General features: G+C 69.6%; 19 protein-coding genes. 10 read left to right on the top strand and 9 right to left on the bottom strand.

Going from position 1 to position 22159, the window contains the following annotated elements; genetic code table 11:
* Nucleotides 1-101: 101 nt before the first annotated feature.
* A complete protein-coding gene (locus tag C8250_RS16770; protein ID WP_138353180.1) occupies nucleotides 102-1187 on the top strand; it encodes an S-(hydroxymethyl)mycothiol dehydrogenase in 1086 nt (361 codons plus the stop codon).
* A gap of 166 nt (nucleotides 1188-1353) precedes the next feature.
* Nucleotides 1354-2436 carry a hypothetical protein gene (locus tag C8250_RS16765; RefSeq protein WP_138353181.1) on the top strand — a complete coding sequence of 361 codons (1083 nt, stop codon included), beginning with the start codon at nucleotides 1354-1356 and terminating at the stop codon, nucleotides 2434-2436.
* A gap of 138 nt (nucleotides 2437-2574) precedes the next feature.
* Here the strand turns inward: C8250_RS16765 and C8250_RS16760 are convergent, their stop codons facing one another.
* Nucleotides 2575-3909 (bottom strand): 6-phospho-beta-glucosidase, encoded by a 1335-nt coding sequence (locus C8250_RS16760; protein WP_138353182.1) that lies wholly within the window; start codon nucleotides 3907-3909, stop codon nucleotides 2575-2577.
* 46 nt (nucleotides 3910-3955) lie between these two features.
* Between C8250_RS16760 and C8250_RS16755 the strand changes: the two genes are divergently transcribed.
* The 4 genes from C8250_RS16755 (at nucleotide 3956) to C8250_RS16740 (ending at nucleotide 8182) form a co-directional block, all read left to right on the top strand.
* Entirely contained in the window at nucleotides 3956-5071 is a 1116-nt protein-coding gene (locus tag C8250_RS16755) for a PfkB family carbohydrate kinase (RefSeq protein WP_138353183.1), read from the top strand.
* A 207-nt stretch (nucleotides 5072-5278) separates the two neighbouring features.
* Nucleotides 5279-6325 carry a PhoH family protein gene (locus tag C8250_RS16750; protein ID WP_138353184.1) on the top strand — a complete coding sequence of 349 codons (1047 nt, stop codon included), beginning with the start codon at nucleotides 5279-5281 and terminating at the stop codon, nucleotides 6323-6325.
* 22 nt (nucleotides 6326-6347) lie between these two features.
* Nucleotides 6348-6845 (top strand): rRNA maturation RNase YbeY, encoded by a 498-nt coding sequence (ybeY, locus tag C8250_RS16745; RefSeq protein WP_138353185.1) that lies wholly within the window; start codon nucleotides 6348-6350, stop codon nucleotides 6843-6845.
* A gap of 5 nt (nucleotides 6846-6850) precedes the next feature.
* Nucleotides 6851-8182: a hemolysin family protein gene (locus C8250_RS16740; protein WP_138353186.1), complete on the top strand. Its 1332-nt coding sequence runs from the start codon at nucleotides 6851-6853 to the stop codon at nucleotides 8180-8182.
* A 12-nt stretch (nucleotides 8183-8194) separates the two neighbouring features.
* Here C8250_RS16740 and C8250_RS16735 read toward each other — a convergent pair whose 3' ends face one another.
* Genes C8250_RS16735 through C8250_RS16725 form a run of 3 tightly spaced genes read right to left on the bottom strand, consistent with a single transcriptional unit; the run spans nucleotide 8195 to nucleotide 12658 of the window.
* Nucleotides 8195-11584, bottom strand: coding sequence for an NACHT domain-containing protein (locus C8250_RS16735; protein ID WP_187144874.1), 3390 nt, complete (start codon nucleotides 11582-11584; stop codon nucleotides 8195-8197).
* Between the two features lie 19 nt (nucleotides 11585-11603).
* The gene (locus C8250_RS16730) at nucleotides 11604-11849 is read right to left on the bottom strand and encodes a DUF397 domain-containing protein (RefSeq protein WP_138353188.1); all 246 of its coding nucleotides are present in this window, start codon (nucleotides 11847-11849) and stop codon (nucleotides 11604-11606) included.
* Nucleotides 11846-12658, bottom strand: coding sequence for a helix-turn-helix transcriptional regulator (locus C8250_RS16725; protein WP_138353189.1), 813 nt, complete (start codon nucleotides 12656-12658; stop codon nucleotides 11846-11848). Before C8250_RS16725 ends, C8250_RS16730 begins: the two co-directional genes overlap by 4 nt.
* A gap of 127 nt (nucleotides 12659-12785) precedes the next feature.
* On the opposite strand from C8250_RS16725, the gene C8250_RS16720 reads away from it, so the two are divergent.
* The gene (locus C8250_RS16720; RefSeq protein ID WP_138353190.1) at nucleotides 12786-13223 is read left to right on the top strand and encodes a hypothetical protein; all 438 of its coding nucleotides are present in this window, start codon (nucleotides 12786-12788) and stop codon (nucleotides 13221-13223) included.
* A 674-nt stretch (nucleotides 13224-13897) separates the two neighbouring features.
* On the opposite strand, the gene C8250_RS16715 is transcribed toward C8250_RS16720, so the two are convergent.
* Complete coding sequence (locus tag C8250_RS16715) at nucleotides 13898-15127, bottom strand: hypothetical protein (RefSeq protein WP_138353191.1); 1230 nt, start codon at nucleotides 15125-15127, stop codon at nucleotides 13898-13900.
* Between the two features lie 252 nt (nucleotides 15128-15379).
* Between C8250_RS16715 and C8250_RS16710 the strand changes: the two genes are divergently transcribed.
* A complete protein-coding gene (locus tag C8250_RS16710) occupies nucleotides 15380-15733 on the top strand; it encodes a cytidine deaminase (protein WP_138353192.1) in 354 nt (117 codons plus the stop codon).
* Between the two features lie 24 nt (nucleotides 15734-15757).
* Here C8250_RS16710 and C8250_RS16705 read toward each other — a convergent pair whose 3' ends face one another.
* Complete coding sequence (locus C8250_RS16705; RefSeq protein WP_138353193.1) at nucleotides 15758-16096, bottom strand: P-II family nitrogen regulator; 339 nt, start codon at nucleotides 16094-16096, stop codon at nucleotides 15758-15760.
* Nucleotides 16093-17421: an ammonium transporter gene (locus C8250_RS16700; protein ID WP_138353194.1), complete on the bottom strand. Its 1329-nt coding sequence runs from the start codon at nucleotides 17419-17421 to the stop codon at nucleotides 16093-16095. The genes C8250_RS16705 and C8250_RS16700 overlap by 4 nt, the downstream gene beginning before the upstream one ends.
* A gap of 199 nt (nucleotides 17422-17620) precedes the next feature.
* Between C8250_RS16700 and era the strand changes: the two genes are divergently transcribed.
* Nucleotides 17621-18571, top strand: coding sequence for a GTPase Era (gene era / locus C8250_RS16695; RefSeq protein ID WP_138353195.1), 951 nt, complete (start codon nucleotides 17621-17623; stop codon nucleotides 18569-18571).
* 42 nt (nucleotides 18572-18613) lie between these two features.
* Here era and C8250_RS16690 read toward each other — a convergent pair whose 3' ends face one another.
* On the bottom strand, nucleotides 18614-18880 hold the full coding sequence (locus C8250_RS16690) for a protealysin inhibitor emfourin (protein ID WP_138353196.1): 267 nt from the start codon (nucleotides 18878-18880) through the stop codon (nucleotides 18614-18616).
* A 47-nt stretch (nucleotides 18881-18927) separates the two neighbouring features.
* On the bottom strand, nucleotides 18928-20007 hold the full coding sequence (locus tag C8250_RS16685) for a M4 family metallopeptidase (protein ID WP_138353197.1): 1080 nt from the start codon (nucleotides 20005-20007) through the stop codon (nucleotides 18928-18930).
* 287 nt (nucleotides 20008-20294) lie between these two features.
* Between C8250_RS16685 and leuA the strand changes: the two genes are divergently transcribed.
* Nucleotides 20295-22082, top strand: a complete 1788-nt coding sequence (leuA, locus tag C8250_RS16680) for a 2-isopropylmalate synthase (protein ID WP_138353198.1) — start codon at nucleotides 20295-20297, stop codon at nucleotides 22080-22082.
* The last annotated feature ends 77 nt before the right edge of the window (nucleotides 22083-22159 follow it).

Genomic DNA, 22159 nt, shown 5'->3' with positions numbered 1-22159 from the left:
GACCCATGATCATGGCTGGTCAAGGATGGTCTACGCGCGGGGATCCGGCGGATGCGGCACGGTGCCTGCGTGGTGCGGCCGTCCGGGCGTACGGTGAATCCATGACTCAGCACGTACGCGGAGTAATCGCGCCTGGTAAGAACGAACCCGTTCGCGTCGAGACGATCCTGGTGCCGGATCCGGGGCCCGGCGAGGCCGTGGTCCAGGTACAGGCCTGCGGGGTGTGTCATACCGATCTGCACTACAAGCAGGGCGGGATCAACGACGAGTTCCCGTTCCTGCTCGGCCATGAGGCCTCCGGCATCGTGGAGTCGGTCGGCGAGGGGGTGACGGAGGTCGCACCCGGCGACTTCGTCGTCCTCAACTGGCGTGCGGTGTGCGGCCAGTGCCGCGCCTGTCTGCGCGGCCGTCCCCAGTACTGCTTCAACACGCACAACGCGAGCCGGAAGATGACGCTGGAGGACGGAACAGTGTTGTCCCCAGCTCTCGGCATCGGCGCGTTCGCCGAGAAGACCCTGGTCGCGGCGGGGCAGTGTACGAAGGTGGACCCGGCGGTCTCCCCGGCGGTGGCCGGGCTGCTCGGCTGCGGTGTGATGGCGGGGATCGGCGCCGCGATCAACACCGGCGGGGTCGGACGGGGCGACTCCGTCGCCGTCATCGGCTGCGGCGGCGTCGGGGACGCGGCCATCGCCGGGTCGCGGCTCGCGGGCGCCGGCCGGATCATCGCCGTCGACATCGACGACCGGAAGCTGGAGACGGCGCGGCGGATGGGCGCCACCCACACCGTCAACTCCCGCTCCACCGACCCGGTCGAGGCGATCCGGGAGCTGACCGGCGGCAATGGCGCGGATGTCGTCATCGAGGCGGTCGGCCACCCTGAGACGTACCAGCAGGCGTTCTACGCCCGTGACCTGGCGGGCACCGTCGTGCTGGTGGGTGTGCCCACGCCCGAAATGAAGCTGGAGCTGCCGCTGCTGGACGTCTTCGGGCGCGGCGGCGCACTCAAGTCGTCCTGGTACGGGGACTGCCTGCCGTCGCGGGACTTCCCGATGCTGATCGACCTCCATCTGCAGGGCCGCCTCGACCTGGGCGCCTTCGTGACCGAGACGATCGGGCTCGGCGACATCGAGAAGGCGTTCGCGCGGATGCACGAGGGCGACGTGCTGCGCTCGGTCGTGGTGTTCTGACGTCGTGCAGCGAGCCATGGGTGTCCGCCCACTTCCGGGCCCCGGGGTCGCCCTTGAGGTCGGCCGTCACCCCGGTGGTCCCGGTGACCTTGAAGGGAAAGCCGCCGGCCTGCCAGATCATGCTGTTGCGGTGCCGGCGTCCCCGGGGTCGGTGTAGGTGATGTAGTTGTCGGGGTCGGCCGCGTGGATCCTCTTCGACCTCGACCTCGGCGTCGGCGTCGACGTGGTCCACCCCTCGGCCGACCCCTCCGGGTACCGCTTGGTGGTCGTCCCCCGGGCTCTATCTGCTCTCGGCGGAGCACGCCGAGCGGCTGACCCGCTTCGTCGCGGACGCTACCAGGACATGACCCGCGGCCAGCTGTTCGCGGTGCTGCAGCAGCAGGCGTTCTTCATCACCACCGAGGGGCAGCACTTCACGGCGCCGCTGTGGGTGAGCGAGTTCGGCACCGGCACCGAGGAGAACGACCCCAAGGCGCGCGCCTGGTTCGCCAACTTCACCGACTTCCTCGCCACCAACGACACCGACTTCTCGTACTGGCCGGTGGTCGGCTGGAGCGGGAACGGCCAGGGCGACGCCTACGCGCTCGTGCGCTACGACGCGGCCGGGCACCGCTCGGGAATCCTCGACGGCCCCGACTGGCGGTCCGCCGCCTGGAACCACCTGATCACCGCTCCCTCCCGGACCGGGCAGGTGGCGGTACCGGCCCGCTGGAACATGCTCGACCTGGACAACGCCGACGCCGTCCGGTCCCTGCGGATGCGCGGCGGGCCCGACTGGGACTCCGGAGCCCGCAAGGCCACGTGCCCCGACGGGCAGCGGCTGATCGGCCTGGCGCACACCGGGAACCGCGGTCTGTGCACCGACACCGGCGCCGGTGACCTGCGGTCGGCAGGCCCCGAGTACACGGTCGTCCGCGACGAGAGCTACGTCCGCAGTGGCGACTGGGCGGGCGGCTACACCAAGCTCGAATGCCCGGCGGGACAGTTCCTCGACGGCTACAGCGTCCGCGGTGCCGCCGTCTCGGCGGCCCTGTGCGTCCCGGCGCGTGCCGCGCTGGGCACCGCCGGCCGCACCGTGTGGTTCGACCGGGGCGACAACCGCCCGGCCGGCGGTCCCGGCGGCGAGTTCGCGTCCGGGAACTACAAGGGGCAGTGCGCCACCGACGAGTACGCGGCCGGTATCGCCTACACCGGCCGCGTCGGCTCTCGCCGGACCCCGGATGCCCTGCTCTGCCGCAAGCTGGCCTGACCCGCCTGACCCGCCTGACCCGCCTGACCCGCCTGACCCGCCTGACAGACGAGACGGCCTGACAGGCGAGACGGCCTGACGCACCGGCCGGCCCCACCCACGGGCCGGCCGGAGCACGTCCCACCGAGTATCGCCGGGCTACCGCGGCAGCCCGGCGTCCAGGATGCGGCCCGCGACCGCGACGGAGTCGACCAGCGGATGCAGCGCCAGCGCCCGCAGGGCCGCCGCCCGGGAGCCCGAGGCGGCGGCCTCGATCGCCGACCGTTCGACGGCCTTGAGGGTGAGCATCAGCCCGGCCTGGTGCTCGGTGGGCGCCGCGACCGGCAGTGGCCGGGCACCGAAGGCGCCCACCTCGCAGGGCACTTCGATGATCGCCTCCGCGTCGAGCGCGGGGACGGTCGTCCCGTTCGGCACGTTGAGGATCAACGTGGTCCGCTCGTCGCGCGCGATGGCCCGCATCAGGGCCAGCGCGACCCGGTCGTAGCCGCCGCCGTCCAGGTCGTGGGGATCGCGCTGCCAGCCGCCGGTGGCGGCGCGGTTCTCCGCCATGTACGTCTCCTCGCGCTCCAGCCGCGTCCGGTCCCAGAGGGTGTACGCGTCGGCCGGCCGGTCCGCGGCAGCGGCTGCCGAGGCGAAGAACGCGCCCTGCTGCCGGTCCAGGAACTCCCCGCGGGTCGCCTCGGCCGACCGCACCGCCGCCAGTGCCTCCCGCTCGAAGTAGTAGTAGTGCAGATACTCGTTGGGCAGCGCCCCCAGCGCGGCCAGCCACGGTGCCCCGAAGAGCTTGCCCTCCTCGAACGAGTCCAGCGCCCCGGGATCGGCGAGCAGACCCGGCAGCAGGTCGGGGCCGCCGTCCGACATCCGGCGCAGCCACCCCAAGTGGTTGAGGCCCACGTAGTCGTAGCGGAACGTGGGGGAGTCCGGGTCGGCGCCCGCGGCGCGCGCGGCGCGGCGTACGAGCCCGACCGGGGAGTCGCAGATGCCGATCACCCGCCCGCCCAGCACCCGTGCCATGGCCTCGGTCACCATCCCGGCCGGGTTGGTGAAGTTGATGACCCAGGCGTCGGGCGCCAGCGCCTTCACCCGTTCCGCGATGGCGACCGCGACCGGCAGCGTCCGCAGCCCGTACAGCACCCCGCCCGCGCCGACGGTCTCCTGCCCGAGCACGCCCTCCGCGAGCGGCACCCGCTCGTCGCACACCCGGCCGGCCGTGCCGCCGACCCGGATGGCGGAGAAGACGAAATCGGCGCCGCGCAGCGCGTCGTCCAGGTCCTGGGCGATCCGGACCGCCGGAGCGCCCGGCACCCCGGCCGCCTGGGCGGCCAGCACGGACGCCATGACCCGCAGCCGCACCGGATCCGTGTCGTGCAGCACCAGCTCACGGCAGGCGCCGGGGGCACCCGCGTCCGCGAGCAGCGCCCGGTACACCAGGGGCACGCGGAAACCGCCGCCACCGAGAATCACGAGTCTCATGCGTCTGTGACCTCCACTGTCCGTCTCATCGTGCAGAGTGTTGTTCATGGACGACCAGCCCGTATTCGATCCGCTGGCCGGGGTCCGCTCTCCCGGAGACCCGGCATCCGATGTGTACCTGACCGGGACCGTCTTCCTGGACATCATCTTCACCGGCCTGGACAGCGCGCCGGTGCGGGGCACGGAGTCGTGGGCGCGCGGCATGGGCTCCAGCCCCGGCGGCATCGCCAACATGGCCACCGCCCTGGCCCGGCTCGGCCTGCGCACCAAGCTGGCCGCGGCCTTCGGCGACGACATGTACGGCGACTACTGCTGGGACAGCCTGGCGGCGGGGGAGGGCATCGATCTCACGTTGTCCCGCCGGATCCCCGGCTGGCACTCGCCGGTCACGGTCTCCATGGCCTACGAGGGCGAGCGCACGATGGTCTCGCACGGCCACGAGGCGCCGCCGCCCGAGGAACCCGCCCCCGAGTGCCCGCCCGCGGCCCGCGCCTGCGTGGCCTCCCTGGAGCCCGGCGGCCCCGGCCAGGAGTGGATCGGGCACGCGGCCCGGCACGGCAGCCGGATCTTCGCCGATGTGGGCTGGGACGACTCCGGCCGCTGGGATCCGGCCGACCTCGCGGACCTGGAGCACTGCGCGGCCTTCCTGCCGAACGCCACCGAGGCCATGCACTACACCCGCACCGAGTGCCCGCGCGCCGCCGCCCGCAAGCTCGCCGAGCTGGTGCCGCTGGCCGTCGTCACGCTCGGCTCCGAGGGCGCGTACGCGGTGGACTCCGCGACCGGCGAGACCGCCGAGGTCCCGGCCCTGCTGATCGAGGCGCTGGACCCGACGGGCGCGGGCGATGTCTTCGTCGCCGCTTTCGTCACCGGCTCCCTCGCCGGCTGGCCGCTCACCGACCGGCTCGCCTTCGCCTGCCTGTCGGCGTCCCTGTCCGTCCAGGAATTCGGCGGCTCGCTGTCGGCCCCCGGCTGGATCGAGATCGCCGCCTGGTGGCAGCACGCCAAATCCTTCGACGAGCAGGACCAGGACGTGATGCGCCGGTACGCGTTCCTCGACGCGCTGCTGCCGTCCGGCACCCGGCCCGGCCCGTTGCCCCGGGCGGTACCGACCATCGGCTTCCGGCGCCCGGCGGGACCGGCGGGGAAGGGCAGGCGCTGAGCCCGGGACGGGCCCGGGGCAGAGCCCGCCCGCGTTAAACCCCACCCGTCACAGAACTGGTCACGGAACCAGTCACGGAACCGGTCGCGAAACCCCGGCGTAAAACCCCTCGGGCCAGAAGGGTCACCGACGTACCCTTGGTGTTCCAAGGCCCTCACCGGGCATGTCGTCATCAGAAGGTGGGTTTCCCAGGCTCCGAGCCGGCCCATGACTCAGACACCGACACAGCACCAGCCGCAGGCACGCGCCCACTTCGTCGTTCCGGCCAAGCACCCCATGGTGACGGTCCTGGGATCGGGAGACGCCCTCCTCCGTGTGATCGAAACGGCCTTCCCGGCCGTCGACATCCACGTCCGGGGCAACGAGATCAGCGCGACCGGGAAGCCCAAGGACGTCGCCCTCATCCAGCGGCTGTTCGACGAGATGTTGCTGGTGCTCCGCACCGGCCAGCCGATGACGGAAGACGGAGTGGAGAGGTCCATCGCGATGCTGCGTGCCAACGGCAACGCGGCCGACCCGGCGGGGGAGACCCCGGCACAGGTGCTCACGCAGAGCATCCTGTCCAACCGCGGCCGCACCATCCGCCCCATGACGCTCAACCAGAAGCGTTACGTCGACGCCATCGACAAGAACACCATCGTCTTCGGCATCGGCCCCGCGGGCACCGGCAAGACCTACCTGGCCATGGCCAAGGCCATCCAGGCCCTGCAGGCCAAGCAGGTCAGCCGGATCATCCTCACCCGCCCGGCCGTCGAGGCCGGTGAGCGCCTCGGCTTCCTGCCCGGCACGCTCTTCGAGAAGATCGACCCGTATCTGCGCCCGCTCGTCGACGCGCTGCACGACATGATCGACCCCGACACCATCCCGCGCCTGATGGCCGCCGGGACGATCGAGGTCGCCCCCCTGGCGTACATGCGCGGCCGCACCCTGAACGACGCGTTCATCATTCTCGACGAGGCGCAGAACACCAGCGCCGAGCAGATGAAGATGTTCCTGACCCGGCTCGGCTTCGAATCGAAGATGGTCATCACGGGCGACGTCACCCAGGTCGACCTGCCGAACGGCACGAAGAGCGGTCTGCGACAGGTGCAGGACATTCTGGAGGGCGTAGAGGACGTCCACTTCTCGCGCCTGACGAGCACCGACGTCGTGCGTCATAAGCTGGTGGGGCGCATCGTCGATGCGTACGAGCGTTTCGACGACGGGAACGCCGGGCGAAGTGCCGCAAACGGCGGCAAAGCCCGTACCCCCTAACCGAGAGTAGTCGCACCGCACCATGGCGATCGACGTCAACAACGAGTCAGGCTGGGAGATGGACGAGCAGGCGGTCCTCGACATCGCCCGCTACGCCCTCCAGCGCATGCGGATCCACCCGCTCGCCGAACTGTCGGTGATCGTCGTGGACGCGGCCGCCATGGAGCAGCTGCACATCCAGTGGATGGACCTCCCCGGTCCGACCGACGTCATGTCCTTCCCGATGGACGAACTGCGCCCCGGGAAGGACGACGAGGAGCCCCCGCAGGGCCTCCTCGGCGACATCGTGCTCTGCCCCGAAGTCGCGAAGAAGCAGGGCGAGGAAGCGGAGACGCAGCACTCCATGGACGAGGAGCTCCAGCTCCTCACCGTCCACGGGGTGCTGCACCTGCTCGGATACGACCACGAGGAAGCCGACCAGAAGGCCGAGATGTTCGGCCTCCAGAAGGCCATCCTCGACGGCTGGCGCACCGAGCGCGGCATCGAGGGCCCCTCCCCGGCCCCGACCACCACCCACTGACGGCGATGGTCCTCTCCGCCGTACTGCTCGTTGTCGTCGCCTGGCTCGCCGCTTGCGCCGAGGCCGGTATCGCCCGCACCTCGCGTTTCCGCGCCGAGGAGTCCGTCCGCACCGGCCGGCGCGGCGCCGACAAGCTCATGGCCGTCGCCTCCGACCCCACCCGCTACCTCAACGTGGCGCTGCTCGTCCGGGTCGGCTGCGAGATGGCGGCGGCCGTCCTGGTGACGGTCGTCTGCGACCGGCATTTCGACCGGACGTGGCAGGTCCTCGGCGTCGCCATCGGCATCATGGTGCTGGTCAGCTACGTCGCGGTCGGCGTCTCCCCGCGCACCATCGGCCGCCAGCACCCGCTCAACACGGCCACGGCGGCCTCCTACGTCCTGCTGCCGCTGGCCCGCATCATGGGCCCCATCCCCGGCCTGCTGATCCTCCTCGGCAACGCCCTCACCCCCGGCAAGGGCTTCAAGCGCGGCCCGTTCGCGAGTGAGGCCGAACTGCGCGCGATGGTCGACCTCGCCGAGTCCGAGTCCCTCATCGAGGACGACGAGCGCCGCATGGTGCACTCCGTCTTCGAACTCGGCGACACCATCGTCCGCGAGGTCATGGTGCCCCGCACCGACCTGGTGATGATCGAGCGCTTCAAGACCATCCGCCAGGCCATGACGCTCGCGCTGCGCAGCGGTTTCTCCCGCATCCCGGTCACCGGCGAGAGCGAGGACGACATCGTCGGTGTCGTCTACCTCAAGGACCTCGCCCGCCGGGTGCACATCAACCGCGACGCCGAGAACGACCTCGTCTCGTCCGTCATGCGGCCCGCCACCTTCGTCCCCGACACCAAGAACGCGGGCGACCTGCTGCGCGAGATGCAGCAGGAGCGCAACCACGTCGCCGTCGTCATCGACGAATACGGCGGCACGGCCGGCATCGTCACCATCGAGGACATCCTCGAGGAGATCGTCGGTGAGATCACCGACGAGTACGATCGCGAGGTCCCGCCCGTCGAGGACCTCGGCGGCGGCTCCTACCGCGTCACCGCCCGCCTCGACATCGGCGACCTCGGCGACCTCTACGGCGTCGAACTCGACGACGACGACGTCGAGACCGTCGGCGGCCTCCTTGCCAAGTCCCTCGGCCGCGTCCCGATCCCCGGCGCCTCCGCCTTCGTCGAACTCCCGCAGGACGGCGCCTACACCCCGGCCCAGCCGACCGCTCTGCGTCTCACCGCAGAAACCCAGGCAGGCCGCCGCAACCGCATCGGCACGGTGTTGGTGGAGCCGATCGGGGCTACGGCGGGGTCGAACGGCGGGCCGGCGGCTGCGGTGAACGGGAGCGAATAGCTCTGCCGTTCGTCAGGCCGAGGTGATCGCGACGATGGTCCCGTCCTTGAGGACCCGCACGCGGGCGCGGCGGCTGACGGCGTAGAGGGCTTCGCGGACGGCGTGCTGGCTGGTGTGGAGCCCGTAGTCCGGAGGTAGGTGGCGTGGGTCCCGGATCTCTGTGGTGACGAAAGCCAGCAGGCGGGCAACGGTCTCCGCATCGTCGGCCACGACGGAGATCATCCGCAACAGGGTCCGCGTCCCGATGTCCCCGTCGACGGTCGGCTGAGCGTTGACGTGCCGGATCGTCTCCAGCGCGTCCGCTACGCACGACCGGGGAACCTTGAGCACCGCGTAGATCTTGTCGGACAGCAGGCTGAATCGATTGCCCCGGCGCAGGCAGTTGTCGAATGCGGCCTCCGGATCGATCTCCCACAGCCATTGCATGGAGGACGAATCAATTCCGGCCCGGATGGCGGCCCGGGTGAGCCGGCGCGAGAACGCGACGTCGTTGTACGGTGCGAGTACCTGCATCAGACGGCCCCTCACGGACGCGATCCCAATGCTCCTACGGATATCGCGGGACCTGAGAGGGATGAACGGCCTGAGGCGATGCTTCACGATCGCCTCCTGGACCAGGTGGAGATGGCCCGGTGCTCCCCAGGCCGCCAACGTGACCGCGGCGGAGACTGCCACGTTCCGGCTCGGGTGCGCGGTGAGGAACTCCAGTTCATCGACGCTGCCCGGAAGGTGGTCCAGACAGTGCATGGCAAGCCAGCGGATCTGCCAGGGCCTGCTGTCGTCGACGGCGAGGGCCAGGAAGTCCTCCCGCCAGGCCCTGCCGTGCCCCCGCGTGCTGAACTCCGCCAGGCTCACCATGATGAGGACGGCTTCCCACCCGGTGGCGTCGCCGGCTCGGACGAGGTCCAGGAGGGATCGGAAGCCCGGTTCTCCGGCAACGTTCAGATACGTCCCGGCCAGGCTCGAACCACCGCCGAGGTCCCAGCCGCCGTTGCGGTCCGCGAACCGCAGCAGGAGATCCGGCACCGAAGGATCATCGAGCTGCGCCAGCGCGTCACCCACGGCTCGTACGAGGGTGCCGAACCACTCTGATCCTGCCTCCTGCTCCAGAAGGAGGAGAAGAGTGTCGGCAGGGCCACCGGTAGCGCCCAGCGCCTCGGCGATCGCCGCCAGGTGATGCGTTCTGGCGATCGTGTCCATGTCCGACGAAGGACGGGAGTTCTGCAGTTTCGAGAGCTCCTGAAGAAGCGCGGGAACCGCCTGCCCGACCCGCAGTTTCCCCAGGGCTCTGATGAAGTGCTCTCTCACCTCACCGGGCAGTTCGGAACGAAGGGTGAAGAGCCCCAGCAGCCGCTCACCGGCCCCGCGCCCACCGAGGGCACCCAGCGCGTCGACGAGGGCGATCCGCACGTCCTCGGAGTGCTGATCGTCGGCGATGTAGTCGATGATCTCCGGCAGTTGGCGTCCGGAACCGAGCAACCCCACCAGTACCTGCGCCGCCCGCTCCCGGTCCTGCTCGTACGGCGTCTCCTCCAGCAACCGCCAGAGCGACCGCACGATCTGCTGCCGGAGCCGGGTGTCGGCGATGCGCGGGCTTCCGGTGAGACACCGCGCGGCCATCAGCAGATCCGTGTGGAACAGATCGTCGTCCGGCAGGCTGAGCACGTCGTCCTCGCGCCCGGAGCCGTCCGCCGGCAGCTGCAGCAGCCCGAGCAGCAGGGGAGTGGCATCCGGCAGCGATCCCGCGAGCAGCAGGACGACCTCCTCCCACCACGGGTCGTAGCGCCTCGCCGTGGCCACCTCGATCCCTTCGGGACCCCGCTCCCACAGGGCGGTGGCGGTGAAGTGCTCCTGGAGCGTCAGATGCAGAAACCCGTACCAGCCGTGCGCCTGGGCCTTGAGCAGGCCGTACTGGGCGGCGATCTCGTCGAGGATGGCGCGGTTGTCGCCCGGCGGGAGATCGATCGTCGGCAGATACTGCGCGATGAGCGCCAGCAGATCGTCCTCGGCGAAATAGCGCTGGCCCAGCTGGTGGTAGTGCCAGGCGATCTGCTTGAGGAGATCCTGCTTGTTGTCGGTCGTGAAGCGGCTGTACCGGGAGATCTGCCGGTGGGAGTCCCACTCGCGGAGCATCACCTCCACGCACCGGCGGTACAACGCCGCCCGTCGCTCCGGAAGTTCGAGATCCCGCTCGTACACGATGGCGATCAGGCTGAGCAGCAGCGGGTTCGCGGCGAGGGTCTGCAGCCGGGAGTTGCCGGACAGCGCCTGCACCAGACCGTCGGAGCGAACGTCCTTCGGACCGAACCAGTTCGCGATGAACGTCTTGATCTGCGCCCACTCGAAGTCCAGCGCCTCCATCACCTGGAACTGCACCAGCCCGCTGCGCCAGCCGTGCCGCCGACAGGTGACGACCATGGGCGCCTTCGGGAACCGGGCCGCCAGCCGGTTCACCTCGTTGGCCACGCGGTTGTACGCCGCCGTCGCCTCCTCGGTGGAACCCCCGCCCAGCACCTCGTCGAGCCCGTCGAGCAGGAGCGCGGCTGTCCCGTCGGTGAGCTTCGCCTCCATGTGGGCCCGGGAGCCCGCGAACCCGTACCGATCGGCCCAGAATTCGGCCAGGTAGTCGAGCAGGCTGGTGTGGCCGCTGCCGATGAAGTGGTTCAGCTCCACGTAGGCGGGCAGGTCGGGCAGCCCCGGTATCCCGCGCCGGGTCGCGATCCCGAACGCCAGATGCCGCACCATGGTGGTCTTGCCGGCACCGGGATCCCCCACGACAACGATGCGCTGATGCCGCTGCAGCGCCTCCATCGGCGCGAGGGTGGCGGGGGAGGCCCGATCGGGCCTCGGAGGCTTCTTGGGCGCCTCGATCCCTTCCTGGTCGACGACGGCAGACGCCAGATCTTCCAGCTCGATCGCGGTCAGGAGCTCATCGTCGTACAGATACCGCAGCGGCTCCTGCTCCTGCACCCGCACCTGGACGTACAGCTTCTTCAGGTCCAACGGCCGTGACAGGTCGAGAATGCGCAGCATCGACAGCTCGTGCGCCAGCTTCTCGCAGTACTCGGCCGCCCCGAGCTCCACCTCCCGATGGAGCGTCGCCTCCAGCAGCGCGGCCCGCTCCCGCTCCCGCTCGGCCTCCGCCTCGGCGCGCCGCCGCTCCCGCTCGGCCGTCTCCACCTCGTGGTCCCACGTCCGGCGCTTCACCTCCAGATCGACATCGAGCTGGTGCTGCACCTTCTGCGCTTCCAGCTCGGCCGCCCACGTGGCCTTGTCCCGCTCCAACGCCCGCGTGCGGCGTATCTGATAGAGCAGCCCGGCCCCCGCGATGAGCGCCGCCGTGATGGCGCCGAACATCGTGTAGAGCGTGGTGTTGTTCGCAGCAGCCGACTGGAGTAACACGTAACCCCCGAGGCTCAGGTCAGCTGGGCTGAGCGGCGGCGAAGACGACGAAGGCGGCCCAGGAGGCGGCGGGGACGGCGAGGGCCGGTCCATGCGGGTCCTTGGAGTCGCGGATGTGAACGGTGGTGGGGTGGATGGCTACCTCCACGCACTCGCCGCCGCTGCTACCGGAGTGGGTGGACTTGCGCCAGTCGTAGGCGACTTCTACGCAGTCGCCGCCGTTGGAACCGCTGCAGCTGGACTTGAACCACATCAGGTCGCTCATAGCTGTGACGCCAACTCCTTTATCAGGGCCACGGATTCCTCAAGTCCCAGGGCCTGAGTTCGGATCATCGCATACCGCTGGGAGAACCGGGCCACCTCATCGGCGGGTGCAAGGATCTGACTGTTGCCCTGCACTTCGAGGTAGACCAATTGCTTGTGTCCCGGGGTTTCGATCAGAGTCATGGGGCCGTCCAGCCCGGCGTGATTTCCACGAGCCAGCGGCATCACCTGGATGGTGACGTTACGCATGCTTGCGCAACTAAGCAGGTGCTCGCACTGGGCATACATCATGTTGCGCTCGCCCACCTGGCGCCGCAGCACGGACTCCTCGATGACGAAGCTGAGCAACGCGGTGGGCTTGCGGACGAACAGCCCCTTGCGCGCCCCGCGTGCGTCTACCAGCCGGTTGATCTCCTCTTCATCCAGCGGCGGGAACTCGCTGCTGATCACAGCCCGGGCGTACTCCTCGATCTGCAGCAATCCGTGGAGCACGTGGGTGCTGTACGAGGAGATGCTCATAGCCTCCGCTTCCAACTTGGCGAAGTCCTTGAAGTAGGCCGGATACCGGTCATGAGCCAGGTGCTCAGTAGCGATCGCCAGAAGTCCACCCGCCTCCAGCGCCTCATCAGCCGCCGCGATGAACTCAGGCGACGGGATGCGCTCGCACGTCTCGACGGCGCTGACGTACGAGTCGGAGACATGAACCAGCTCGCCCAGCTGGGCCTGCGTGAGGCCGCGCGACTTGCGGAACGTACGCAATAGCTCGGCGAAGTACCGTGCGGTCCCCGAGGATCCAGCGCTCTGACCCATTCTCGCCACCCCACACCCGTCAGCTCGATTCCACACGTCTCCACGGGAGTTCGACCCGAACCCCCACCCAGCCTCTGTCGAGGTTCCGGTCCTGTTCAGGCTAGCTGTGCGTGCCGACAGTGGACGTATGAATACAGAAAGTAACCGAGTGAACGTCCTGCACCCCTGGCTGCCGGTCTCCGGGCACCGGCTTCGCAAGGCCGGCGTCTTCTTCGACGCCGTCCGCGTCGCGGAAGAGGTCGGCGAGGAACTGGCGACGCGGCTCGAAGCTCTCACGAACGGTGAACCGGGGCCGGTGATCGAGGAGTCGGCGGGGTGCCGGTGGATGTACTTCCTGGTTGCGCCCGGGAGTTCCGCGGGGCGCAGCTGGCCACCGGGGACCACCCGTCTGGGATCAGGCGGCCGCGACGCCTACGTCGGCATCCCCGCCCTCGCCGGTCTCACCTGGCCCCTGAGCTGGCGCTGCGCGCCTCGGCCCGACCGCCGGCTCGTCGACCCCGACCTCCTGCACGGAACGCTCTGTGCCCAACTCGGCTGGGAGCCGCGCCCGTTGGAGCGTGGTTGAGGTTCAGGCGGTGCGAAGTGCCCTTCTGCGGCGCTGCGCACCTTGACCGGGCGGAGGGGGAGGCCCCGGCGCTGCGCGCCTGCCAGTGAGCCGCCCCGCTGCGCGGCCCGGTGTTGTGCAGTGAATCCGGTCCGCTGCGCTCCCCGGGTGCGGAGTGGGGCCGGTCCGCTGCGCTCCCCGGATGGGGGCGAATCCTGACGCCTTGAGCCCCATGCGGCCGCAAGGGATCACCCCGTGCGCCTGGATGTCGCCTGAGCAGTCCTCCGGCCACACACGGTGATCCACATCGGGCCCGAAGGCGCCCCCTGAACCCCATGGGTCATCTCTCGTCACACTCGCCCCATATTTCGGCGGGGAGAGTGGGCCGGAGCCCGGCCACGGCCAGAACCCGCCACCGTCAGGGCACCTCCGGCCCCGACCACCCACCACTCGGCCAGGGGAGCGAAGCGGACCGGTTCGCTTCGCATCACCGGGCCGCGCAGCGGGTCGGCTCACTGGCAGGCGCGCAGCGCCGGGGCCTCCCCCTCCGCCCGGTCAAGGCGCGAAGCGACGCAGAAGAGCACTCCGCATCGCTCGAACCCCAGCCACCCACCCCCCCGCACCCGCACACGTACACGAACACACGAGAGGGGGCCCGCCCATCGGGCGAGCCCCCAACCCCTCCCCCCGGAGGGCTACTTGTTGAGTTCCAGCTGGTCGATGATCCAGCTGCCCAGTTCCTCCGTCATGAGGGTGTGTTCCTCGTTCTGGGAGGCGCACAGGAACGCGTCGAGCTCGCTTTCCTGGGACGGGATCGCGCTGATGTCGGCGTAGAGGTCCTCGTGGGTGTCGATGTCGCGGATGGCGACGGCGCTGACGGCCGGGACGAAGGCGATCGAGCGGTAGTGGGCGGTGGCGGGCTGGTCGGCGCCGTTGAGTTCGTCGGCGGCGATGCCGAAGGATTCGAGGGTTCCGCCGGGAGCTCCGTCCATTTCGGGCAGCCCTGAGGTGTGGACCTCCTTGGCGGTCTGGAGGAACAGCTTGAGGTAGGCCACGAGTTGGTTCTCGGTGTCGTCCTGGAGGTACAGGGCGGTGTTCTTGAAGAGGCCGCCGGTGATCTCCAGCGCCAGCTCACCGGCCGGGACGTCGTTGGGGGTGCCGGTACCGGAGCCGTTGGCGACGCCGATCTTGCGGATCCCGTTCGGGTTGAGGGGGCCGGTCGGCCACCATCCGTACTCCGCCAGCTTCGCGAGGAAGTCCGTACGGTTCTGGTGCTGGATGGGCTCCGCGGCGATGCTCGCCTTGTGCCGCCACATGAGTTCGGTGGCGGCCTCGCTGTTGATCATGTTCTGCATGCCGTCGCTGATCGGCGCCAGGAAGTGCGCCAGTCCCTGGAGGCTCAGCGGGATCCAGGCGCCCCGGTGCGGGCTGTCGTAGGAGATGTAGGTGCCGACCTCGTGGTTGCTGCCCTCGTGCTCCATCTTGGCGAGGGCGAACCGGGTGACGAGCCCGCCCATGCTGAACCCGCCGACCGTCATGAGGTCGCTCTTGTTCGCGCGCTGGTCCTTCGCGCGGTTGATACAGGAGATCGCGACCTCCGCGTTCTTCAGGATCGACGCGGACCGCTCGGCGTAGCCGAGGATGATCAAGTCATAGCCGCGGGCGCCCAGTTCGCGGACGAACGGGTACTCGCCGTGGTCCAGCCCTTCCCAGAAGAGGAAGAGATTGCTCGGCCCCATCGAGAAGCCGTCGCTCAGGATGACGGGCTTCACCAGTTCCGTGTGGCCCTCGGCGTAGAACACCCAGGCGGTGCCGCCCTCGAACTCCCAGGTCTCGTCGACCACGGGTCCGACGTGCGGGTCGCCTGTCACGCGGGCGGTGGTGGCTCCCAGCGAGCCGAACGGTTGAACAGCAGGTCCGGTCATAGGTCGGTCCCCTCCTATGTGCCCCATGGGCCCGTGGGCCCCTCGTGCTGCCGGTGGCCGCCGGCGGTGTCCTCGGCGGCCACCGGGAACGTATCGCCGGGAGCGGAAGAAGTAATCCGAACATGACCGAACATCAGCAATAAGGCTAAAAGACGCTTATAGCGTGATCAGGTGGCCCATTAGGCCGTCTTGCGCACCGGGTTGGACCGCCGCCTCGGACACCGTCCTCGCGGGCGCTTTATGCTCGCCGGTATGAGCGATGCGACCCCGCTGGGGCCCGAGGACCTGAAGATCATCACCCTGGCGCGGTCCGCCCGGGCCCGCAACGGCGTGCCCGAGGGCGCGGCCGTACGCGACGAGACCGGCCGTACGTACGTCGCCGGCACCGTCGCGCTGGACTCGCTGAAGCTCAGCGCCCTGCAGACCGCCGTCGCCATGGCGGTCGCCAGCGGCGCGCAGTCCCTGGAGGCGGCGGCCGTCGTCACCGCCGCCGAGACCCCGGCCGGCGCCGACCGGGCCGCCGTCCGCGACCTCGGCGGACCGGAGACCCCGGTGCACCTGGCGGGCCCCGACGGGACGCTGCGCGTCACGGTCTCCGCGGGCTGACCGAAACCCCCGGACGCACAGCGCTCAGAGCGCGTCGGGTCCGCGCTCGCCCGTGCGGACCCGTACCGCCGTCTCGACCGGCACCGACCAGACCTTGCCGTCGCCGATCTTGCCGGTGCGGGCGGCGTTCACGACCGCCTCGATGACGGCCTCGGCGTCGGCGTCCTCCACCAGGACCTCGATCCGGACCTTCGGCACCAGGTCGACGCGGTACTCGGCCCCCCGGTAGACCTCTGTGTGGCCGCGCTGGCGCCCGTAGCCGCTGGCCTCGGTGACGGTGAGGCCGTGGACGCCGAGCTCCAGGAGCGCCGTCTTCACCTCGTCCAGCTTGAACGGCTTGATGACGCCGGTGACCAGCTTCATTCGGCGGAGCTCCTGTTCTTGGCGTGGGCAAGGGCCTGGGCGAGAGCCGAGGCGTGCACGTGCGGGGCGCCCTGCGAGACGACGCCGTGATCGTATGCCGACTCCGCGTGCACGGTCAGGTCGAGGCCGGTGAGTTCGTCCTCCGCCGAGACCCGGAAGCCCATCAGCCGGTCGATGACCTTCCCGATCCCGTACGTGACGGTGAACGCGTACGCCCCGACGGCCGCCACCGCGACGGCCTGCCTGCCGAGCTGGCCGAGGCCGCCGCCGTAGAACAGGCCCTCGGGGCCGCCGGTCATGGTGGCGGTGGCGAGGAAGCCGATGAGCAGGGTTCCGACGATGCCGCCGATGAGGTGCACCCCGACCACGTCGAGGGAGTCGTCGTAGCCGAGCCGGAACTTCCAGCTGACGGCGAACGAGCAGAGCACCCCGGCGGCCAGGCCCACGACCAGCGCCCCCATCAGGTCCACCGACCCGCAGGCCGGGGTGATCGCGACCAGGCCGGCCACCGCACCGGACGCGGCACCCAGCGTCGTGGCGTGGCCGTCGCGGCGCTTCTCCACGATCAGCCAGCCGAGCAGGCCTGCGCAGCCCGCGACCTGGGTGTTGAGGAACGCGGCCGCGGCCAGGCCGTTCGCGCCGAGTGCCGAGCCCGCGTTGAAGCCGAACCAGCCGAACCAGAGCAGCCCGGCGCCGAGCACCACCAGCGGAAGGTTGTGCGGCCGCATGGCCTCCTTGCGGAAGCCGAGCCGCGGGCCGAGGACCAGCGCCAGCGCCAGTCCCGAAGCGCCGGAGCAGACCTCGACGACGGTGCCGCCCGCGAAGTCCAGTGCGCCCAGTTTCGCCACGATCCAGCCACCGGTGCCGAAGACCCAGTGGGCCACCGGGACGTATACGAGAAGCGTCCAGACGAGCACGAACGCCACCCAGGCGCCGAACTTCGCGCGGTCGGCGATGGCGCCGCTGATCAGTGCGGCCGTGACGACGGCGAAGGTCAGCTGGAACGTGGCGAACAGCAGCGTCGGGACATGGCCCGTGACGCTCGTCGGGCCGATGTCGTGCATGCCCAGATGGTCCAGGCCGCCGATCAGCCCGAGGCCGCCGGCGTCCGGGCCGAAGGCGAGCGAATAGCCCGCGACCAGCCAGACCACCGTCACCAGCGCGATCGACACGAAGCTCATCATGAGCATGTTGAGGACGCTCTTCGTGCGGACCATTCCGCCGTAGAAGAGGGCCAGGCCCGGTGTCATCAGCAGGACGAGCGCGGTGGCGGCGAGCAGCCAGGCGGTGTCTCCGGAGTCGATTCCGGCCGACAGATACGGCACGAGGACTTCCCTTCCCGGGGCGGCGGGGGTGGTGCACGGCGGTGGATGGACCCGAGCCTCACGGTCGGCGGTTTCCGGATGTGGGCAGACGTGTTTCCGCCGTGTTTCGTGTTGCGGAGGAGTTTCCGGCAGCTCACATCCGGCCGCCGCCCGGGTTCACGGGTGCCGGTGTGACCCGGGCCCGCCGCGATCGGGGAGAATGGGCCGCATGAGCGCCAGTCCCCAGTCCTCCGAGGCCGTCCACCGGTCCGGCTTCGCATGCTTCGTCGGCCGCCCCAACGCGGGCAAGTCGACCCTCACGAACGCTCTCGTCGGCATCAAGGTCGCCATCACCTCAAGCCGGCCGCAGACCACCCGGCACACGGTGCGCGGCATCGTGCACCGCCCTGACGCGCAGTTGATCCTCGTCGACACCCCTGGACTGCACAAGCCGCGCACGCTGCTGGGCGAGCGGCTCAACGACGTGGTCCGCTCGACCTGGGCCGAGGTCGACGTGATCGGTTTCTGTGTGCCGGCCGACCAGAAGCTCGGCCCCGGTGACAAGTACATCGCCAAGGAACTCGCCGGGGTCCGCAAGACCCCCAAGATCGCGATCGTCACCAAGACGGACCTGGTCGACGACAAGGTGCTCCGTGAGCAGCTGCTCGCGATCGCGGAGCTCGGCCGCGAGCTGGGCATCGAGTGGGCGGAGATCATCCCCGTCTCGGCCGTCGCGGATGTCCAGGTCGGCCTGCTCGCCGACCTGATCATCCCGCTGCTCCCGGAGGGCCCGCAGCTCTACGCGGACGGCGACCTCACCGACGAGCCCGAGCAGATCATGGTCGCGGAACTGATCCGCGAGGCCGCGCTCGAAGGCGTACGGGACGAGCTGCCGCACTCCATCGCGGTCGTCGTCGAGGAGATGATCCCGCGCGAGGACCGGCCGAAGGACAAGCCGCTGCTCGACATCCACGCCAACATCTACATCGAGCGGTCCAGCCAGAAGGGCATCATCATCGGCCCCAAGGGCGCCCGCCTCAAGGACGTCGGCACCAAGTCGCGCAAGCACATCGAGGCGCTGCTCGGCACGCCGGTCTTCCTCGATCTGCATGTGAAGATCGCCAAGGACTGGCAGCGCGACCCGAAGCAGCTGCGCAAGCTCGGGTTCTGACGGTCGTGGCCCCGAACGCCGGCCGGCGTTCGGGGCCACCCGTCACGCACCTTCCTTGAGCACCGTCTGGATCAGATCGCGCTGCGCGTCCGTCAGGTGCGGGTCCGCGCAGTGGACGGTGCGGCCGTCGACGGTGATCTCGTAGTGGAAACCGTCCGGCACCCCGCGGTCCGGCGCGGAACCGCCCTGCTCGACGGCCTCGAGGGCCACACCGTGCAGATGAGCGGCATCGGGCCGGCCGGTGGTGTCCAGCACGGCCCGACGCTCGATTCCGGCGAAGCCGCCGGAACGGATGACTTCAATGCGCACGGTGCTCCTCAGCCCTCGTGACCCCACGTGCCGTCCGGCCGTCAGGTCTAGCGCGGGAGGTCCGCGCCATTGCCCGTCGACGTCGGGACGCCGACCTGCGACCACGCCTTCAGTACGGCCTGGTGCGCCTCACCTTCCCCGAACCGCGCCTGAGCGGCGGAGACGGTCAGCCGGGCGAACTCGGCGAACGTCGCCTTCGTGGAGATCTCCCCGCCGGTCAGCACGTCGTACCAGATCTGCCCGGCCTTCTCCCAGGCATACCCGCCGAGGGACTCGGCCACCAGGTAGAAGGCGTGGTTGGGGATGCCGGAGTTGATGTGCACGCCGCCGTTGTCACGGCCGGTCGTCACATACTGGTCCATGCTGCCGGGCTGCGGGTCCTTGCCGAGCTGGGGGTCGTCGTAGGCCGTGCCCGGCGCCCTCATCGAGCGCAGCGCGTCACCGTGGATGTTCGGGCCGAGCAGTCCGGCGCCGATGAGCCAGTCGGCCGTATCGGCCGTCTGCTGCAGCGAGTACTGCTTGATGAGCGAGCCGAACACGTCGGACATCGACTCGTTGAGCGCGCCCGACTGGCCGAAGTAGGTCAGGTTCGCCGTGTACTGGGTCACGCCGTGGGTCAGCTCGTGGCCGATCACGTCGATCGGCAGGGTGAAGTCGAGGAAGATCTCGCCGTCGCCGTCCCCGAACACCATCTGCTCACCGTTCCAGAAGGCGTTGTTGTACCCCTGGCTGTAGTGCACGGTCGCGTTGAGCGGCAGGCCCTGGTCGTCGATCGAGTGCCGCCCGTACGCCTTGAGGTACAGCTCGAAGGTGGCGCCGAGACCCGCGTGCGCGCGGTTGACGGTCTGGTCCTTGCTGTCCTTGTCGGCCTCGCCGCGGCACTTCCGGCCCGGGAGCGCCGTCTGGTGCTTGGCGTCGAAGATCGTGCGTTTCGGCTGTTCGGAGACGATCGCGCCGGCGATGGAAGGAGCGCCGATGACGGTGGTCAGCCGGCGGTGAGTGCGCTCGTAGGCATCCCGTTCCAGGGTGCGGCGGCCGAGATCGGAGAGTGCGCGGTCCTCGGACGTGGCCATCTTGTCGAGGACGTGCGGAGGAATGATCGTGCAGAAAGTAGGTGTCGCGTCCATGGCGGCAATGTGGCACGTGGCGACGGGACTGTCACTGCTTGCAACGATGATTACTGAAAAGGGACGGAAGATCATGGTTTTACTGGACAAAACCACTCGTCTTGCATACTGAGAGGGAGCGCGCTTCGGGTGCGATTTCCGAGCGGGCTCGGCTATGGTCGTCCACATCATGCGTTTCGGGCTGCTTCTCCTTAGCTGCCGCGGCGAGGGCCTGTAGTCGTAGGCCGACCCCCTCCCCGCGGAGTTCTGGCGTGCGCATCGCCGTCGGCCGTACTGGAGCCGGACCCATGAGGAGCCCACCGCAGATGTCCCAGAACCCCGCGAATTCCGTAGGCCGCCCCACGCCCATCACGGCGGCGAGCGTGCGCCAGCGCCCCACCTCGATGCCGATCCACAAGTACGCGCCCTACGACGCCGTCGACATCGCCGACCGCACCTGGCCGAACGCGCGGATCACCAAGGCGCCGCGCTGGCTCTCCACGGACCTGCGGGACGGCAACCAGGCCCTGATCGACCCGATGTCCCCGGCGCGCAAGCGGGCGATGTTCGATCTGCTGGTGAAGATGGGCTACAAGGAGATCGAGGTCGGTTTCCCGTCGTCCGGCGAGACCGACTTCGCGTTCGTGCGCTCCATCATCGAAGAGGGCGCGATCCCCGAGGACGTGACGATCTCCGTCCTGACGCAGGCCCGCGAGGAGCTGATCGAGCGGACCGTCGAGTCGCTGGTCGGCGCCCGCCAGGCCACCGTGCACCTGTACAACGCGACCGCGCCGGTCTTCCGCCGGGTGGTCTTCCGCGGCACCAAGGAGCAGGTCAAGGCCATCGCCGTGGACGGCACGCGGCTGGTCATGGAGTACGCGGAGAAGATCCTGGGCTCCGACACGGTCTTCGGCTACCAGTACAGCCCGGAGATCTTCACCGACACCGAGCTGGACTTCGCCCTGGAGGTCTGCGAGGGCGTCATGGACGTCTGGCAGCCGGAGGCCGGCCGCGAGATCATCCTGAACCTGCCGGCGACCGTCGAGCGCTCCGCCGCCAGCACGCACGCCGACCGCTTCGAGTGGATGTCGCGCAACCTGTCGCGCCGCGAGAACGTGTGCCTGTCGGTGCACCCGCACAACGACCGGGGCACCGCGGTGGCCGCCGCCGAGCTGGCGATCATGGCGGGTGCGGACCGGATCGAGGGCTGCCTGTTCGGGCAGGGCGAGCGCACCGGCAACGTCGACCTGGTCACCCTGGGCATGAACCTGTTCAGCCAGGGCGTGGACCCGGAGATCGACTTCTCGCAGATCGACGAGATCCGCCGCACCACCGAGTACTGCAACCAGATGGAGATCCACCCGCGCCACCCGTACGCGGGCGACCTGGTCTACACGTCCTTCTCCGGCTCCCACCAGGACGCCATCAAGAAGGGCTTCGAGGCGATGGAGGCCGACGCGGCCGCCGCCGGCAAGACCGTCGACGAGATCCCGTGGGCGGTCCCGTACCTGCCGATCGACCCGAAGGACGTCGGCCGCTCCTACGAGGCCGTCATCCGGGTCAACTCGCAGTCCGGCAAGGGCGGTATCGCGTACGTCCTGAAGAACGACCACAAGCTGGACCTGCCGCGCCGGATGCAGATCGAGTTCTCCAAGATCATTCAGACCAGGACCGACGACGTGGGCGGCGAGATCACGCCCGCCGAGATCTGGGCGTCCTTCCGCGACGAGTACCTGCCGACGACGGAGAACGCCTGGGGCCGCATCGAACTGCGCTCCGCCCAGGCCGAGACCACGACCGACGGCGGCGACGCGCTGACCGTGGAAGCCGTCGTGGACGGTGTCGCGACGGTGCTCAACGGTCGCGGCAACGGTCCGATCTCCGCGTTCTTCGACGCACTGTCCTCGGTGGGCATCGACGCGCGGCTGCTGGACTACACCGAGCACACGCTGAGCGAGGGCGCGAGCGCCCGGGCGGCGTCGTACATCGAGTGCGCGATCGACGGCAAGGTGCTGTGGGGCATCGGCATCGACCCCAACACCACGCGCGCCTCCCTGAAGGCGGTCGTCTCGGCCGTCAACCGGGCGGCCCGCTGAGTGACGCCTTCGGGTGAGTACATCCGTTCCTGAGCCCGTCCGGCCGGCTCGCGGACGAACTCCTACGGCAACGGCCG

The organism is Streptomyces sp. So13.3 (assembly GCF_005860785.2).
Lineage (GTDB): Bacteria > Actinomycetota > Actinomycetes > Streptomycetales > Streptomycetaceae > Actinacidiphila > Actinacidiphila fildesensis.
This window is presented reverse-complemented; position numbering and strand designations above follow the sequence as displayed.

What these genes read in the sequence shown, in the direction of transcription:
- C8250_RS16770 (WP_138353180.1), top strand. Translation starts at nt 102, where the DNA reads ATGACTCAGCACGTACGCGGAGTAATCGCGCCTGGTAAGAACGAACCC.
- C8250_RS16760 (WP_138353182.1), bottom strand. Translation starts at nt 3,909, where the DNA reads ATGAGACTCGTGATTCTCGGTGGCGGCGGTTTCCGCGTGCCCCTGGTG.
- C8250_RS16755 (WP_138353183.1), top strand. Translation starts at nt 3,956, where the DNA reads ATGGACGACCAGCCCGTATTCGATCCGCTGGCCGGGGTCCGCTCTCCC.
- C8250_RS16750 (WP_138353184.1), top strand. Translation starts at nt 5,279, where the DNA reads ATGACTCAGACACCGACACAGCACCAGCCGCAGGCACGCGCCCACTTC.
- ybeY (WP_138353185.1), top strand. Translation starts at nt 6,348, where the DNA reads ATGGCGATCGACGTCAACAACGAGTCAGGCTGGGAGATGGACGAGCAG.
- C8250_RS16740 (WP_138353186.1), top strand. Translation starts at nt 6,851, where the DNA reads ATGGTCCTCTCCGCCGTACTGCTCGTTGTCGTCGCCTGGCTCGCCGCT.
- C8250_RS16730 (WP_138353188.1), bottom strand. Translation starts at nt 11,849, where the DNA reads ATGAGCGACCTGATGTGGTTCAAGTCCAGCTGCAGCGGTTCCAACGGC.
- C8250_RS16725 (WP_138353189.1), bottom strand. Translation starts at nt 12,658, where the DNA reads ATGGGTCAGAGCGCTGGATCCTCGGGGACCGCACGGTACTTCGCCGAG.
- C8250_RS16720 (WP_138353190.1), top strand. Translation starts at nt 12,786, where the DNA reads ATGAATACAGAAAGTAACCGAGTGAACGTCCTGCACCCCTGGCTGCCG.
- C8250_RS16715 (WP_138353191.1), bottom strand. Translation starts at nt 15,127, where the DNA reads ATGACCGGACCTGCTGTTCAACCGTTCGGCTCGCTGGGAGCCACCACC.
- C8250_RS16710 (WP_138353192.1), top strand. Translation starts at nt 15,380, where the DNA reads ATGAGCGATGCGACCCCGCTGGGGCCCGAGGACCTGAAGATCATCACC.
- C8250_RS16705 (WP_138353193.1), bottom strand. Translation starts at nt 16,096, where the DNA reads ATGAAGCTGGTCACCGGCGTCATCAAGCCGTTCAAGCTGGACGAGGTG.
- era (WP_138353195.1), top strand. Translation starts at nt 17,621, where the DNA reads ATGGGCCGCATGAGCGCCAGTCCCCAGTCCTCCGAGGCCGTCCACCGG.
- C8250_RS16685 (WP_138353197.1), bottom strand. Translation starts at nt 20,007, where the DNA reads ATGGACGCGACACCTACTTTCTGCACGATCATTCCTCCGCACGTCCTC.
- leuA (WP_138353198.1), top strand. Translation starts at nt 20,295, where the DNA reads ATGAGGAGCCCACCGCAGATGTCCCAGAACCCCGCGAATTCCGTAGGC.